General features: G+C 74.1%; 15 protein-coding genes. 5 read left to right on the top strand and 10 right to left on the bottom strand.

The window, feature by feature from the left end; all coding sequences use genetic code 11:
- Window positions 1-40 precede the first annotated feature (40 nt).
- The 3 genes from ACFV46_RS28970 (at window position 41) to ACFV46_RS28980 (ending at window position 3,465) form a co-directional block, all read left to right on the top strand.
- Complete coding sequence (locus tag ACFV46_RS28970; protein WP_361931043.1) at window positions 41-841, top strand: SURF1 family protein; 801 nt, start codon at window positions 41-43, stop codon at window positions 839-841.
- A 75-nt stretch (window positions 842-916) separates the two neighbouring features.
- Entirely contained in the window at window positions 917-2,704 is a 1,788-nt protein-coding gene (locus tag ACFV46_RS28975; RefSeq protein WP_385500426.1) for a glycoside hydrolase family 15 protein, read from the top strand.
- Between the two features lie 5 nt (window positions 2,705-2,709).
- Window positions 2,710-3,465 (top strand): SDR family oxidoreductase, encoded by a 756-nt coding sequence (locus tag ACFV46_RS28980; RefSeq protein ID WP_361931049.1) that lies wholly within the window; start codon window positions 2,710-2,712, stop codon window positions 3,463-3,465.
- A 21-nt stretch (window positions 3,466-3,486) separates the two neighbouring features.
- On the opposite strand, the gene amaP is transcribed toward ACFV46_RS28980, so the two are convergent.
- From amaP to ACFV46_RS29005, 5 genes are read right to left on the bottom strand one after another with little or no spacing between them, the layout of a single operon-like run.
- Entirely contained in the window at window positions 3,487-4,074 is a 588-nt protein-coding gene (gene amaP, locus ACFV46_RS28985) for an alkaline shock response membrane anchor protein AmaP (protein WP_385500428.1), read from the bottom strand.
- Window positions 4,071-4,751: a DUF6286 domain-containing protein gene (locus ACFV46_RS28990; protein ID WP_385500429.1), complete on the bottom strand. Its 681-nt coding sequence runs from the start codon at window positions 4,749-4,751 to the stop codon at window positions 4,071-4,073. The genes amaP and ACFV46_RS28990 overlap by 4 nt, the downstream gene beginning before the upstream one ends.
- Window positions 4,748-5,131 (bottom strand): hypothetical protein, encoded by a 384-nt coding sequence (locus ACFV46_RS28995; protein ID WP_361931057.1) that lies wholly within the window; start codon window positions 5,129-5,131, stop codon window positions 4,748-4,750. The genes ACFV46_RS28990 and ACFV46_RS28995 overlap by 4 nt, the downstream gene beginning before the upstream one ends.
- Entirely contained in the window at window positions 5,128-5,313 is a 186-nt protein-coding gene (locus tag ACFV46_RS29000; protein WP_055621361.1) for a hypothetical protein, read from the bottom strand. The genes ACFV46_RS28995 and ACFV46_RS29000 overlap by 4 nt, the downstream gene beginning before the upstream one ends.
- 49 nt (window positions 5,314-5,362) lie before the next feature.
- Complete coding sequence (locus ACFV46_RS29005; RefSeq protein WP_376727904.1) at window positions 5,363-5,809, bottom strand: Asp23/Gls24 family envelope stress response protein; 447 nt, start codon at window positions 5,807-5,809, stop codon at window positions 5,363-5,365.
- Window positions 5,810-5,896: 87 nt separating this feature from the next.
- Between ACFV46_RS29005 and ACFV46_RS29010 the strand changes: the two genes are divergently transcribed.
- The gene (locus tag ACFV46_RS29010; protein WP_385500430.1) at window positions 5,897-6,625 is read left to right on the top strand and encodes a nucleopolyhedrovirus P10 family protein; all 729 of its coding nucleotides are present in this window, start codon (window positions 5,897-5,899) and stop codon (window positions 6,623-6,625) included.
- Window positions 6,626-6,637: 12 nt separating this feature from the next.
- On the opposite strand, the gene ACFV46_RS29015 is transcribed toward ACFV46_RS29010, so the two are convergent.
- From ACFV46_RS29015 to ACFV46_RS29025, 3 genes are all read right to left on the bottom strand, one after another.
- Window positions 6,638-7,441: an enoyl-CoA hydratase/isomerase family protein gene (locus ACFV46_RS29015; protein ID WP_385500431.1), complete on the bottom strand. Its 804-nt coding sequence runs from the start codon at window positions 7,439-7,441 to the stop codon at window positions 6,638-6,640.
- A 163-nt stretch (window positions 7,442-7,604) separates the two neighbouring features.
- Complete coding sequence (locus tag ACFV46_RS29020) at window positions 7,605-7,826, bottom strand: helix-turn-helix domain-containing protein (protein WP_004002281.1); 222 nt, start codon at window positions 7,824-7,826, stop codon at window positions 7,605-7,607.
- Between the two features lie 335 nt (window positions 7,827-8,161).
- Complete coding sequence (locus tag ACFV46_RS29025) at window positions 8,162-9,760, bottom strand: ABC-F family ATP-binding cassette domain-containing protein (protein WP_361931065.1); 1,599 nt, start codon at window positions 9,758-9,760, stop codon at window positions 8,162-8,164.
- A 145-nt stretch (window positions 9,761-9,905) separates the two neighbouring features.
- Between ACFV46_RS29025 and ACFV46_RS29030 the strand changes: the two genes are divergently transcribed.
- Window positions 9,906-10,043 (top strand): hypothetical protein, encoded by a 138-nt coding sequence (locus tag ACFV46_RS29030; RefSeq protein WP_385500433.1) that lies wholly within the window; start codon window positions 9,906-9,908, stop codon window positions 10,041-10,043.
- A gap of 16 nt (window positions 10,044-10,059) precedes the next feature.
- Here the strand turns inward: ACFV46_RS29030 and ACFV46_RS29035 are convergent, their stop codons facing one another.
- Both ACFV46_RS29035 and ACFV46_RS29040 read right to left on the bottom strand, forming a co-directional pair.
- The gene (locus tag ACFV46_RS29035) at window positions 10,060-11,463 is read right to left on the bottom strand and encodes a hypothetical protein (RefSeq protein WP_361931068.1); all 1,404 of its coding nucleotides are present in this window, start codon (window positions 11,461-11,463) and stop codon (window positions 10,060-10,062) included.
- 174 nt (window positions 11,464-11,637) lie between these two features.
- The gene (locus ACFV46_RS29040) at window positions 11,638-12,762 is read right to left on the bottom strand and encodes an alpha/beta fold hydrolase (protein ID WP_361931071.1); all 1,125 of its coding nucleotides are present in this window, start codon (window positions 12,760-12,762) and stop codon (window positions 11,638-11,640) included.
- Window positions 12,763-12,895: the final 133 nt, after the last annotated feature.

The following is a 12,895-nucleotide window of genomic DNA, read 5'->3' on the forward strand; positions in this document are numbered from 1 at the left end:
CGCGTGAACGCACCCCTCGACCGAGTTGTACGGTCGTGGGGTGTACCGCTTCCTGTTGTCCCGGCAGTGGGTGATCCTCACGCTGATCGCCCTGCTCCTCATCCCCACGATGATCCGGCTGGGCTTCTGGCAGATGCACCGCTACGAGGAGCGCGCCGCCCGCAACGACCTGGTCGCCGCCGCCCTCGACGCGAAGCCGGTGCCGGTGGAGCGGCTGACCTCTCCGGGGCACTCCGTGACCACCGGGCAGCGCTACCGCACCGTGACCGCCGAGGGCCGCTTCGACCCCGAGCACGAGGTCGTCGTCCGGCGCCGCGTCAACTCCGACGACAAGGTCGGTTTCCACGTCCTCACCCCGTTCGTGCTGACCGACGGCCGGGTACTGCTGGTCAACCGCGGCTGGATCCCGGCCGACGGCCCCAGCCAGACGGCCTTCCCGAAGATCCCCGCGCCGCCGAGCGGCCGGATCACCGTCTCGGGCCGTCTGATGCCCGACGAGACGACCGAGGCCAGCGGCATCAAGGACCTCAAGGGCCTGCCCGACCGCCAGGTCATGCTGATCAGCAGCGGGCAGGAGGCCCGGCGCCTGGCCGCCCCGGTGCTCGGCGGTTACATCGTGCAGACGGCCCCCGCGCCGAAGGGCGACCGCCCCGAGCCGATCGGCCCGCCCGGCGACGAGAACGCCGCGCTGAACTACGCGTACGCCCTGCAGTGGTGGCTGTTCGCGGCCGGCGTCCCACTGGGCTGGTTCATCCTGGCCCGGCGCGAGGCCCGCGAACGGGCGGCGGGCGCCTCGGAGCCGGCCGACGCCGAGCCGGTCGCCGCGGCACCCACGGCCTGACGTCGGCTGTGGCACCGGTCACTCCCGGGGCTCCCGCCTGATTGGCGGTGTACCCCCCGGGGAATCCGCACTTGCGTGCACCCCCGCATCGAGGACTACGCCCTGATCGGCGACGAGCAGACGGCGGCCCTGGTCGGCAGGGACGGTTCGGTCGACTGGCTGTGCCTGCCCCGCTTCGACTCGGCCGCCTGCTTCGCCAAGCTGCTCGGCGACGAGGACAACGGCCACTGGCGGATCGCCCCGAAGGGCGTCGACGGGCCCTGCACCCGCCGCGCCTACCGCCCTGACACCCTGGTGCTGGACACCGAGTGGGAGACCGCCGACGGCGCGATCCGGGTCACCGACCTGATGCCCCAGCGCGACGAGGCCCCCGACCTCGTGCGCATCGTCGAGGGGCTGCGCGGCCGGGTCACCGTGCACAGCGTCCTGCGGCTGCGCTTCGACTACGGCGCCGTGATGCCCTGGGTGCGCGAGTCGCACGGGCACCGGGTGGCCGTCGCCGGCCCCGACTCGGCCTGGCTGCGCAGCGAACCGCAGGTGCACACCTGGGGCGAGAACTTCGGCACCCACGCCGAGTTCACCGTCGAGGAGGGCGAGAAGGTCGCGTTCGTCCTGACCTGGCACCCCTCGCACCGGCCCCGTCCGGCGCTCATCGACCCGTACGAGGCGCTGGAGGTCAGCGTCCGGGACTGGCGGGCCTGGGTGCGGCAGTGCCGGTACGACGGCCCCTACCGGGAGGCCGTGGTCCGCTCCCTGATCACGTTGAAGGCCCTCACCTACCGGCCCACCGGAGGGATCGTCGCCGCCGCCACGACCTCGCTGCCCGAGGAGATGGGCGGGGTGCGCAACTGGGACTACCGCTACTGCTGGCTGCGCGACTCCACCCTCACCCTGAACGTCGGCCTGTCGGCGGGCTACCGGGAGGAGGCCGAGGCCTGGCGGGACTGGCTGCTGCGGGCCGTCGCCGGCGACCCGGCCGACCTGCAGATCATGTACGGGCTCGCCGGTGAGCGGCGGCTGCCCGAGTTCGAGGTGCCCTGGCTGTCCGGCTTCCACGGCTCCGCGCCCGTGCGCATCGGCAACGAGGCCGTCAACCAGCTCCAGCTCGACGTGTACGGCGAGGTCATGGACACCCTCGCGCTGGCCCGTGAGGCCGGCCTGCCCAACGAGCCGCACATGTGGGCGATCCAGGTGGCCCTGGTGGAGTGGCTGCGCGCGCACTGGCACCAGCCCGACGAGGGTCTGTGGGAGGTCCGGGGCGGCCGCCGGCACTTCGTGCACTCCAAGGTGATGGTGTGGGTGGCCGCGGACCGGGCGGTGCGCACCCTGGAGCACAACCCGAAGCTCCACGGCGACCTGGAGGGCTGGCGCGCGTTCCGCGACGAGGTGCACCGGGAGGTGTGCGAACGGGGCTACGATCCCGAACGCAACACCTTCACGCAGTCCTACGGCTCGCGGGAGCTGGACGCAGCCGTGCTGCTCATCCCCCGCGTGGGCTTCCTGCCGCCCGACGACCCTCGGGTCATCGGCACGATCGACGCGGTCCGCGCCGAGCTCAGCCATGACGGGCTGCTGCGCCGCTACAGCACCGAGGGGCAGTCGATCGACGGGCTGCCCGGCGGCGAGGGCGCCTTCCTCGCCTGCTCGTTCTGGCTGGCGGAGGCGCTGCACAGGGCGGGCCGCGCCAAGGAGGCGCGCGAGCTGTTCGACCACCTGGTGGGCCTCGCCAACGACGTGGGCCTGCTGGCCGAGGAGTACGACCCGGTCGCCGGGCACCAGCTGGGCAACTTCCCGCAGGCCTTCAGCCACATCGGCCTGGTGAACACCGCCCTCGCCCTGTCCGGGGACGGCGGGGCAGGATAGGGACCATGGATCTTGGACTGAAGGACCGGGTGTACGTCGTCACGGGTGCCACGCGCGGCCTGGGCAACGCGACGGCACGGGAACTCGTGGCCGACGGGGCGAAGGTCGTCCTGACCGGCAGGGACGAGGAGCGGGTCGCCGCGGCCGCCGCCGACCTGGGGCCGGACGCGGTCGGCGTGGCCGTCGACAACGCCGACCCCGGGGCGCCGGAACGGCTCGTCGCCGCCGCGCGCGAGGCGTTCGGCCGCTTCGACGGCGTCCTCGTGAGCGTCGGCGGCCCGCCCGCCGGGTTCGTCGCGGACAACACGGACGAGCAGTGGCAGGCCGCGTTCGAGTCGGTGTTCCTCGGCGCGGTCCGGCTGGCGCGCACGGCGGCGGCCGAGCTCGACGAGGGCGGGGTCATCGGGTTCGTGCTGTCGGGTTCGGTGCACGAGCCGATCCCGGGGCTGACCATCTCCAACGGACTGCGGCCGGGGCTCGCCGGGTTCGCCAAGTCCCTCTCGGACGAGCTGGGGCCGCGCGGCATCCGCGTGGTGGGACTGCTGCCGGCGCGGATCGACACCGACCGGGTGCGGGAGCTGGACGCGCTGTCCGCCGACCCGGAGGCCACCCGGGCGGCGAACGAGTCGCGCATCCCGCTGCGCCGCTACGGCCGTCCGGAGGAGTTCGGGCGGGCGGCGGCGTTCCTGCTGTCCCCGGCCGCGTCCTATCTGACGGGCGTCATGCTGCCGGTGGACGGCGGGATGCGGCACGGGTTCTGAGCGCCGTGCGGACGCGGGCCGTCAACTCACCCGCTCCGCACCGTGCTTGACGCCCTTCATACGGACCTCCGCGGGCAGGGACGCCAGCCCCGCCGAGGTGCGGGCGTGGGCCAGGGCCCCGTCGGTGAACTCGTCGAGCGCCGCCCCGGGGTCCACGTGCGGCTCCAGCAGCAGCCGTACGCGGGTCTCGGGCGCGGTGCGCCTGCCCCGCAGACGGACGCGGGCGCGCTGCACGCCCTCCTGGGCGGCGGTCTCGCTCGCGAGGGCGTCCGCGAGGGCGCGGCCCCGCAGCAGCGCGCCCTCGCCGTCGCCGGTGTCGACGAGGACCTCGGTGAGGCGGCGCCGGCGCAGGTTCGCGGTCAGCCACCACAGGGCGAGCAGGACCAGCACCGCGAGGACGGCGATGACGACGGGCCACCACCAGTCGTCGTCCCGCCAGCGGGTCCGTTCGGCGTCGCTGAGCAGCACGTCGTGCCGGTCGTCGTGGATCCACCAGGAGGGCGCGGGCGCGCCGAGACCCACGGCGAACACCGAGCCGCCGATCACGAGCAGCACCAGTCCGGCGAGCCCGACGAACACCCGGTTCACGGTCCTGAGCACGGCCCTCACCCCTTCCGTCCGAGGCGCCGCACCCGCACGGACAGGGCGGGCCGCCGGGCCAGCCCCAGCCCCCGCACGGTCTCGGCGAGCGTGGCGTCCAGCTCGGCGCGTACGTCGTCCAGGTCGCGGAAGTGCGAGACGGCCCGGACCTCCGCCTTCGACCGGCGCACGCGCACGCGCACCGACTGGACGCCGGAGACCTCCATCGCCCGGTCGCGCAGGACCAGTGCGGCGAGGTCGCGGTGCAGCCCGGCGCGGACGTCGGCGTGGGTGCGCCGCATCGGCAGGATCCGCCGCAGACCGGGGGTGAGCGCGAGGAGCAGCAGCCACAGACCGAGGACGGCGACCAGTCCGGCGCCGACGAGCACCCAGGTGTCGTCGAGGGGGCGGTGGGCCAGCTGGTCGGCGAGTTCGCGGCGCCAGCGCATGGCGGGCCGGCCGGCCCGTACGGAGGCGATGTCGTACAGGAAGAAGCCGGCGCCCACGAAGAGCACCAGCGCGGTGAGCGCGGCGGGGACGCGGCGGGGCGACCAGAAGCGGCCCGCGCGGCCGGCCGGGGGCGGGGGCTCGTGGTCGGCGGCGGACGTCGACTGCCCGTGGTCGCCGGCCCCGTCGCCGGACCCGGTCGTCTTCTCCAGGACCGGCAGCCGCTCGGTGGCGCCCTCCTGTCCCCGGGACTCGCTCATCGCGTCCTCCCCTGTGCCGTGTCCCGCGCGGACGCCGGGTGCAGCCGCTCGACGTGCACGGCGACCTCGGTCACCTCCATGCCCACCAACGCGCCTACCCGTTCGGTGACATGGCGACGCACGGCCGCGCAGCGCGCGCCGATGTCGGTGGGGTGGCCGAGCTCCACGTGGACCCGGGCGCGGACGGTGTCATGGGCGACGACGACGTTGGCGTAGGGGCGTTCGGCGCCCTGGGGTGGCGGTCCCACGGCCTCCCGGGCGCACTGCGAGGCGATCTTCGCGACCACCCGGTCGGCGATCCGCAGGGAGCCCCGCTCCCCCGGCGCGATCTCGGCCGGGGGTCTGCGGACCTCCGCCGCCCCGCCGCTCACGGCCGTCACCGCCGCCGTTCGTCGCGGGGGCGGAAGAAGTCGCCGAGCTCCCAGTCACCCTCCAGGAACCGGCCGACGGCGAACCCGACGGCACCCAGGGCCGCCACCAGCACAAAGGCGCCGAATCCGCCGAAGTACCCGGCGAAGGCCAGTGCCATGCCGGCGATCATGCCGACCACGGCCATGCTCATGCTGCGCTCCTCAGCTTCTCGGCGCCTTCACGGACCCTGCCCCGGTGGCTCACTGGATGCGGCGCTCCGGTTCCTCTTCCTCCTCGTCCGGCAGCTTCACGTCGCTCACCGCGATGTTGACCTCGACGACCTCGAGGCCGGTCATCCGCTCCACCGCGTTGATCACGTTCTCGCGCACGTCGCCGGCGACGTCGGCGATGGACACCCCGTACTCGACGACGATCTCCAGGTCGAGCGCGGCCTGCTTCTCGCCGACCTCGGCCTTGACCCCGCGGGTGACCGACTTGTCCGTCCCGCCGCCGGGGACCCGGTCCCGCATGGCGCCGAAGGTCCGCGACAGGCCGCTGCCCATCGCGTGCACGCCTTCCACGTCGCGGGTGGCCATTCCGGCGATCTTCTCCACGACGCCGTCGGCGATGGTGGTCCTGCCCCGGGCCCCGGTGTCCGTGCCGCCGCGCCCGTGCCCCTGGATCTTCTGCTCCGTCATCTCGGTCATGGCCGTCCGTCCTTTTCGGTGGTCGTCCCTCGACCACCGTAAGCATGGTTACGGGATACCGCGCCACGGATACGGCAGTCTGGAGGAATGACGACGGCGGACCGGTGGCAGCGGGCGGTACGGCAGCAGATCGGGCTCGGACGGCTGCTGCCGCTGGGCGGCGCGCGCGACGGCGCGTGGATCTTCGAAACGGCGGCCGCGGCGGTGCTGCGGCGCGCGGCGGAGCCGGTGCGCGGTGCCCGGCTGGGCGCGCTGCGGATCAGGCCGGCCGATCCGGGCGGCGCCGCCGAGCCGGTCGTGCCGCCCCCGCCGAGCGCCCTGCCGCCGGGGCCGCTGCGGATCACGGCGGAGTGCGCGGCGGCCGGCGCCGAGCCGCTGCCGGTCACGGCGGACCGGCTGCGCGCGGCGCTGTCGGCCGCCTCGGATCACCTCGGTCTGACGGTGACCGAGGTGGATCTGCGGGTGACGGCCCTGTTCGACGAGGACGGCGGCGACGAGAGCCCGGCGGCCGGCCGGTCGGCCGAGCCGGTGCCCCCGGCGCGGCCCGCGAACCCCGACGAGGAGCGCGTCACGGCCGTCGTCCTGGCGGTGCCCGGGGTGAGCGGGCTGACCGGCGCGCTGGGCGGGCCGGGCCGTTCGGTGCACGTCGGGACGCAGCAGGACGGGGCCGCCCTGCCGCACCGGCATGTGCGTGTGGAGCTCGCGGTCGCCGCGGACCACCGGGCCGTGGAGGTGGCCCGGGAGGTGCGCGAGCGCGTGGGCCGGGCCCTCGCGGACCGGCCGACGGTGGCCGTGGTGGTCACCTCCGTCGGCTGACCGGCGCGCGGCTCACTCGCCGAGGCCGGCCAGGTCCCGCAGACGGCGTGCCTGCGCGGCCCGCTCGGCGCCGCGCTGCTCGTCGTAGGTGCGGTCGGTGGCACCGCGCAGCAGCGCCTTGGTCTCCACGACGGCGTCCCGCGGCGCGGCGACGATCGCCCCGGCCAGGTCCCGTACGGCGTCGTCGAGCTGGTCCGCGGGCACGGCGAGGTTGGCGAGCCCGCTCGCCACGGCCTCCTCGGCCGACACGGAGCGGCCCGTCACACAGATCTCCAGCGCGCGGCCGTAGCCGACGAGCCCGACGAGCGGATGCGTGCCGGTCAGGTCGGGCACCAGCCCGAGGCTGGTCTCACGCATGGCGAACTGCACGTCGTCGGCGACGACGCGCACGTCACAGGCGAGCGCGAGCTGGAAGCCCGCCCCGATGGCATGGCCCTGCACGGCGGCGATGGACACCAGGTCGTTGCGCCGCCACCAGGTGAACGCCTCCTGGAACCCCGCGATCGCGGAGTCGAGCTCGCCGTCACTGCTGCGCGCGAGGTCGATGAAGGAGGGTTCGCCCTCGATCCCCTCGGGCGTGAACATCTTGCGGTCGAGTCCCGCGGAGAAGGACTGGCCCTCTCCGCGCAGCACGACGACGCGCACGCTGCCCGGCAGGACCCGACCGGCCTCGGCGAGCGTCCGCCACATGGCGGGGCTCTGCGCGTTGCGCTTGGCCGGGTTGGTCAGGGTCACCGTCGCGATCGCGCCGTCGACGGTGAGCCGGACGTGGTCCTTGTCGAGCAGGGGAGCGATGTCCTGGTCGGGCGAAGCCATGGGGTGCCTCCGATGCGTGCGGTCAGCCTGCGGATGCCGTGGGGCACCCACCAAGTGACTGCACAGTAACCACCCGGTCGATCCGGAGTCCCGCCGGGCCCCTCAAGGGCTCAGGGGCGGACCGGCCGGGTGGTCACCATCGAAGACGATGGACCGCCCGGGATCAGGACGATGCGGCCTTCTTGCCTCGCGTCGCCCCGCCACGCCCACGGAGCGTGACGCCCGATTCGCTGAGCATCCGGTGGACGAAGCCATACGAGCGGCCGGTCTCCTCGGCCAGTGCCCGGATGCTCGCACCGGAGTCGTACTTTTTCTTCAGGTCTGCCGCGAGCTTGTCGCGCGCGGCGCCGGTCACCCGGCTGCCCTTCTTCAGAGTCTCGGCCACCCGTGCCTCCTCATGGGAAGTGCGCTCTGGTCTCCTCATGATCACCCCTCCGGGGCCACATGGCCACCCATTCGGCAAGGTCCGTGAGACATGGTTGTGACGACAGGAGCGCGTCCCCACATGCGGAATAGCGAATTCCGAGCGCTCCCGTCCGTACAGCCGAACGGGTTCATTTATGAATTCCCAGGTCAGCGTCCTGGCATACGCGCGCCCCCGCCGATAACCGACGGGGGCGCGAAATCGATGTACTACACACCTCGGTACGAGGAGATCTCACACAGATGGTGGATCACCCGTGGGCCGAATGATCCATAGCCCGTGGATCACGTATTCGATCAAGCGAGGGCGACGAGATCCGCGTAGCCGGCGCCCCACAGGTCCTCGACACCGTCGGGCAGCAGGATGATCCGCTCCGGCTGCAGGGCCTCGACGGCACCCTCGTCGTGGGTGACGAGGACGACCGCGCCCTTGTAGGTGCGCAGCGCGCCGAGGATCTCCTCGCGGCTGGCCGGGTCGAGGTTGTTGGTGGGCTCGTCGAGCAGCAGAACGTTCGCCGAGGAGACGACCAGGGTGGCGAGGGCCAGCCGGGTCTTCTCACCGCCGGAGAGGACGCCGGCCGGCTTGTCGACGTCGTCGCCGGAGAACAGGAACGAGCCGAGCACCTTGCGGACCTCGACGAGGTCCATGTCGGGGGCCGCCGAGCGCATGTTCTCCAGGACGGTGCGGTCGGGGTCCAGGGTCTCGTGCTCCTGGGCGTAGTAGCCGATCTTGAGGCCGTGGCCGGGGATGACCGCGCCGGTGTCCGGCTGCTCCACTCCGGCGAGAAGGCGCAGCAGTGTGGTCTTGCCGGCGCCGTTGAGGCCGAGGATGACGACGCGGGAGCCCTTGTCGATGGCCAGGTCGACGTCGGTGAAGATCTCCAGGGAGCCGTACGACTTCGACAGGCCCTCGGCGGTGAGCGGGGTCCTGCCGCAGGGGGCGGGCTCGGGGAACCGCAGCTTGGCGACCTTGTCGGACTGGCGGACCTCCTCCAGACCGGACAGCAGACGCTCGGCGCGGCGGGCCATGTTCTGCGCGGCGACCGTCTTGGTGGCCTTGGCGCGCATCTTGTCGGCCTGGGCGTTGAGCGCGGCGGCCTTCTTCTCGGCGTTCTGGCGCTCGCGCTTGCGGCGCTTCTCGTCGGCCTCGCGCTGCTGCTGGTAGAGCTTCCAGCCCATGTTGTAGACGTCGATCTGGGCGCGGTTGGCGTCCAGGTAGAACACCTTGTTCACGACGGTCTCGACCAGGTCGACGTCGTGGGAGATCACGATGAAGCCGCCGCGGTAGGTCTTCAGGTAGTCCCGCAGCCAGACGATCGAGTCGGCGTCGAGGTGGTTGGTCGGCTCGTCGAGGAGCAGGGTGTCCGCGTCGGAGAAGAGGATGCGGGCGAGCTCGATACGGCGGCGCTGACCGCCGGAGAGGGTGTGCAGCGGCTGGCCGAGCACCCGGTCGGGCAGGTTGAGCGCGGCGGCGATGGTGGCGGCCTCGGCCTCGGCCGAGTAGCCGCCCTTGGTGAGGAACTCCGTCTCCTGGCGCTCGTACTGCTTGAGGGCCTTCTCGCGGGTGGCGCCCTGGCCGTTGGCGATGCGCTGCTCGTTGTCGCGCATCTTGCGGATCAGCACGTCGAGGCCGCGCGCGGAGAGGATGCGGTCGCGGGCGAGGACGTCGAGGTCGCCGGTGCGGGGGTCCTGCGGGAGGTAGCCGACCTCGCCCGAGCGGGTGATCTGTCCGGCGGCCGGGATGCCCTCGCCGGCCAGGCACTTGGTGAGGGTCGTCTTGCCCGCGCCGTTGCGGCCGACGAGGCCGATGCGGTCACCCTTGGCGACGCGGAAGGTCGCGGACTCGATGAGGACGCGCGCGCCGGCGCGCAGCTCGATACCGGTGGCGGAGATCACGGTCAGACTCCAGGGCGGGGCTAGGTGGCGGTATGGGCGGCTGAGGACAGTCCCGCCGTCTAATGCGCGAGGAGAATGGCCATGGGGCCAGTCTAACGGGGCGGTGCAACCAGTTTTTCCGGCTTCGGACGACCCGGGACGGGTCGTGCATCACACCGGCGGCGGCGACGAGCGCCCGGGGTCGCCGGCGCACGAAAGGGTGATGGAGGGCGCGGGCCCGGCCGGGGTGTACGCCGTCGTGGACGACGTCGACGCGCCCCCCCCGGCGGGCACGGGCGGCTGAGGGGCGCGGGCCCGGCTCAGCTTCCGCCGGTGTGCACCTGGAAGGCGGCCCGGCGTACGGCCCTGGCGAGGGCCGGGTCCGGGTGCGCCGCGGCGAGGGCGACCAGGACCTGCACGGTGCGGGGGTGGCCGACGGCACGCACCTCGTCGAGGAGGGCGGGCACGGTCGGCTGGACGGCGGACTCCAGGTGCCGCACCAGCATGGGGGCCTCGCCGTGGTCGGCGACGGCTGCGGCGGTGTCCACCCACAGCCAGGTGGCCTCCTCGCGGGTCAGCACCTCGTGGGCGTCCTCGGGGTCGGCGCCGTCGTGCTCGGCGAGCCACAGCAGGGCGTAGGGGCGCAGGGCCGGCTCGTCGGCGATCGCGCGGACGTCGGGTTCGGCGGGGGCGCCGACCACGCGCAGCGCCTCGAAGGCGAGGCCGCGCAGCAGGGCGTCGTCGCCGCGGGCGGCGGCCAGCAGCTCGGTGACGGCGCTGCCGACGGGGCGGGCGGCGAGCCAGGCGCGGTACTCGTCGCGGGCGGCGTTGGGGCGCAGCTGGGCGCAGCCGCGCAGCATGTCCTCGGCGGACCGCTCGATGTTCCCGGCGGGGCTCTGGGCGGCCACGCAGATCTGCTCCAGCTTGACCCAGACCGCCCAGCTGCCGAGCGGGGTCAGGGTGGCCTGGCCGTCGCCGTAGGTGAGGGCGCCGACGGAGGCGAGGGCGGTGAGGGCCCAGTCGAGCAGCGGGGCGAGCGGGGTGTCCTCGACGGGTCTCGCGTCGGGGAGCGGCTCGGGGCCCGGCCCGTACGCGATCTCGCAGCGTTCGGTGCGCAGCTCGGTGACGCGCTGCTCCAGCAGGTCGAGGAGCTGCTCGACGGGGACCGGCCCGGCGGACAGCTGGAGGAAGGACAGCACCTGGGGCAGGGCCGAGACGACGTCGGCGACGGCCGCGTGGTGGAGGTGGGCGGGCTCGGGGTGGGCCAGCGACCAGGCGTCGAAGAGGGCGACCCAGCCGCGCAGGACGGCGCTGTCGTCGCGGTCCCAGGCACGCAGCCGCCAGCTGGGGCGGGCGCTGTCGCCGTGCACCTCGACGAGGCCGGCGAGCCGGGCGGTGTCCCAGTCGGCGCGGACCTGAGCGACGCTCAGGCCGAGGGCGCGGGAGGCGTGTTCGGCGGTCTCGTCGGAGAGGGTGCCTTTGCCGTCGGGGTTCGCGTTCGTACGGCCGGGGCGCAGGGCGGTGTCGGCCCAGAGGGCGACGCGGACCGCGCCGGCGAGGAGGGAGCGTGCCATTCCGGCCAGCTCGGACCGGGCCGGTGTGCCCTCCGGCGGCCGGGGCGCGGGTCGGCGCGGGCGCCGCTGGTTCACTGCTCCGGGGGCGGCGGCCAGGGGTCGCGGGCGGACGAGTCGAAGCCTGGAGTCGCGCGGGATACGGGACGTCACGGGTGCAGTCTTCCGGTTGACGGTCCGAAAACCCAAACGGAATGCCCCGAGGGGCTCCGGGGAGGGCCGGCGCGAGGGGCCCGACGGGTGCCGGGCACCCGGAACAGGCCAGCGGTACGGCCTTAAACGGAATGGCACGGGACCGGCCGGGCGGGCCGGTCCCGCGGGGACGTCTCAGACCAGCGGCGTCATGAAGCGGCGCAGCGACTCCTCGTAGAAGCCGGGGTCGGCGTTCCACATGGCGGCGTGCGGGGCGTCCCGCACGGTGTGCAGGGTGACGAGGTCGGGGTGGGCCCTGGCCAGGCGGCGGGACAGGGTCCAGGGGGCCACCCGGTCGCCGGGGCCGTGGAAGACGACGGTGGGGACCGTGACGCCCTCGAAGGCGTCGGTGCCGGAGCGGTCGGCGGTCAGGTTCGCGCGGCCCTGGGCGGCGCGGACGGCGAGGGGCAGCAGGGCGTTCGGGGTGTGGCGGGCCGCGGCGAGGGCGCGCAGCGTGGTCTCCCAGCTGAGCACCGGGGAGTCCAGGACGAGCCCGGCGATCCGGTCGCGCAGACTGGAGCGGGCGGCGGCGCGCAGCGCCATGGTGGCGCCGGTGGACCAGCCGAGCAGGACGATCTTCCGGGCGCCGTAGCGCACGGCGTAGCGCATCGCGGCGTCGACGTCGCGCCACTCGGTCTCGCCGAAGTGGTGCAGGCCGTCCGGCGGGCGGGGCGCGCCGAGGTCGCCGCGGTAGGCGAGGGCGAGCACCGGGACGTGGCGGGCGTTGAGGGGCCGCATGAGGTTCATGGCGTGTTCGCGGGTGGTGCCCAGGCCGTGCACCGCGATGAGCCAGGTGCCCCGGGCGCCGGGCACGAACCAGGCGGGCAGCGAGCCGAGTTCGCCCGGGATGTCGATGTCGGCGTGGTCGAGGCCGAGGGTGGCGCGCGGGTTGCCGACGTACACGTTGGGCGTGAGCCACACGCTGTCGCCGGGCTTCAGGGTGCCGTGGGTGACGCGCTCCAGGCGGCGGACCACGGTGTCGGCGGAGTGCTGCGCGTCGTCGAGGACCGGGCCGACGACGGCGTGCGAGCCGTCACCGGCCAGGCCGTACGTGCCGGGGCGCAGTGAGGCCAGGTCGCGGGTGAGGGTGATCTGCCCGGCGGCCGTGGCGTGCACGGTGAGCCGGGGTTCGGTGGGCAGCGGGCGGCCGGGGGTCGCCGTCAGGGCGGCGCCGCTGGCGAGCCGCCCGGCGGCGACGCTCGCGGCGCCGGCGGCCAGGGCCACGGAGACGGCTGCGGCCGTCGTTCGGACAGTGCGCACCCGTCCAGTGTCCGGAACGACCGGCCCGACGGCCAGTGGGAGGGCGGGACGGGGTGACGGGGGCGCCACCGCGCGGGGAGCCCCCGGCCGTGCGTCCCCGCCGCCACGGCCCGCACCCCGTACGGCGCGGGCG

Origin of the sequence: Streptomyces sp. NPDC059852 (assembly GCF_042731455.1) — a bacterium.
Taxonomy (GTDB): domain Bacteria; phylum Actinomycetota; class Actinomycetes; order Streptomycetales; family Streptomycetaceae; genus Streptomyces.